Annotated in this window: 1 protein-coding gene; it reads right to left on the reverse strand. The window is 68.1% G+C overall.

Annotated elements, in window-relative coordinates:
• Positions 1-905: sterol desaturase family protein (locus RT028_RS17515; protein WP_312936374.1), on the reverse strand; the 905-nt coding region annotated here is incomplete at its 3' end.
• Positions 906-1,157: the final 252 nt, after the last annotated feature.

Here is a 1,157-nt window from a genome sequence, read left to right on the forward strand (position 1 = left end):
TGCCGCGCGTGCGGCTGGTCAGCTGAACGCAGCCGTGCCGGCAACGCAGGGCACGGCTGGCTGGGCAAGCGGCGGAACGGCGCCAGGAGCTGCGCGAGGTAGTCGCGCGGGTAGTATGGCTGGCTGCCGATACCCAGGTCAGCGTCAGCCAGGGCGTCTGCGTCATGGCTGTACCAGGTGCCCAACAGCCGATCCCACACCGTCAAGAACAAACCGAAGTTCACGTCCCCAGCGCGCCCATAGCGCAAGTGATGCCAGCGATGGGCCGGCGCCCAGGCCATCCAGCGCCACGGGCCGCCGCCCTGGATGTCGGCGTTGCTGTGTTGCAGCAGCAACTGGATCGCCACGCTGAAGGCCAGCAACACCGCCACGTCCTGGCCCAGGCCCAGCAACAGCAGCGGCAGCACCCCGCCGCACGCCTCCAAAGCCTGATGCAGCGGGTGCTTCATCCAGCCATTGAAGCTGTACATCCGCTCCACGCTGTGATGCACCGCATGCAGGCGCCACAAGCCGGCATGGCGATGGCTAGCCCAGTGCACCAGAGTGATGCCGAGGTCGGCCAGCACGATGGCCAGCGGCAGTTGCAGCCACAGCGGCCAGTCGTCCGGCCACAGTGGCACCAGCGTCAGCTGCCCGCCTAGCGCGCCCAGCCCCGCCAGAAACAGCACATTGCCGCCCTCGACGGTCAGCGCGTGCCAGCGGTCGCGGCGGGTGTCCTGGTGGTCCTGGTTCCAGCGCGTCCGAAACGGGATGCGCCGCTCGACCCAGTGGCTGATCAGCAGCGCCAGCAGCAACAGGCCGACCAGCCAGAACGGTGACGCCTGCCGAAAGACCAGCCAGGTGGCCAGGGCGATACTGAGAAAGAACAGGCCGGGAGCATAGAGGTGACGCAGCAGTGTGTTCATGTAGACCTCTCGAATGACGAGGGCCCAGCATGCGAGCGCGGGCGGCGCCTGGCTTGAACCTGCGGCGCAAGGTGCGCCGAGGGTGGCGCGCGGTGGCGGATGAGCCGAACGTTGCGCAGGCGGCACACGGAGTGGCGATACGGCCTGCGTCAAAGCCGCTGCCAGGCTCGCGAAGCCGGCCGGGAGAAACACCAGCCCCAGCCACCTGATCAGCGCCGATTCAGTACCCGCGCCAGCACGAAGGTCGTCACC

It is taken from the genome of Pseudomonas sp., from assembly GCF_032058845.1.
Lineage (GTDB): Bacteria > Pseudomonadota > Gammaproteobacteria > Pseudomonadales > Pseudomonadaceae > Aquipseudomonas.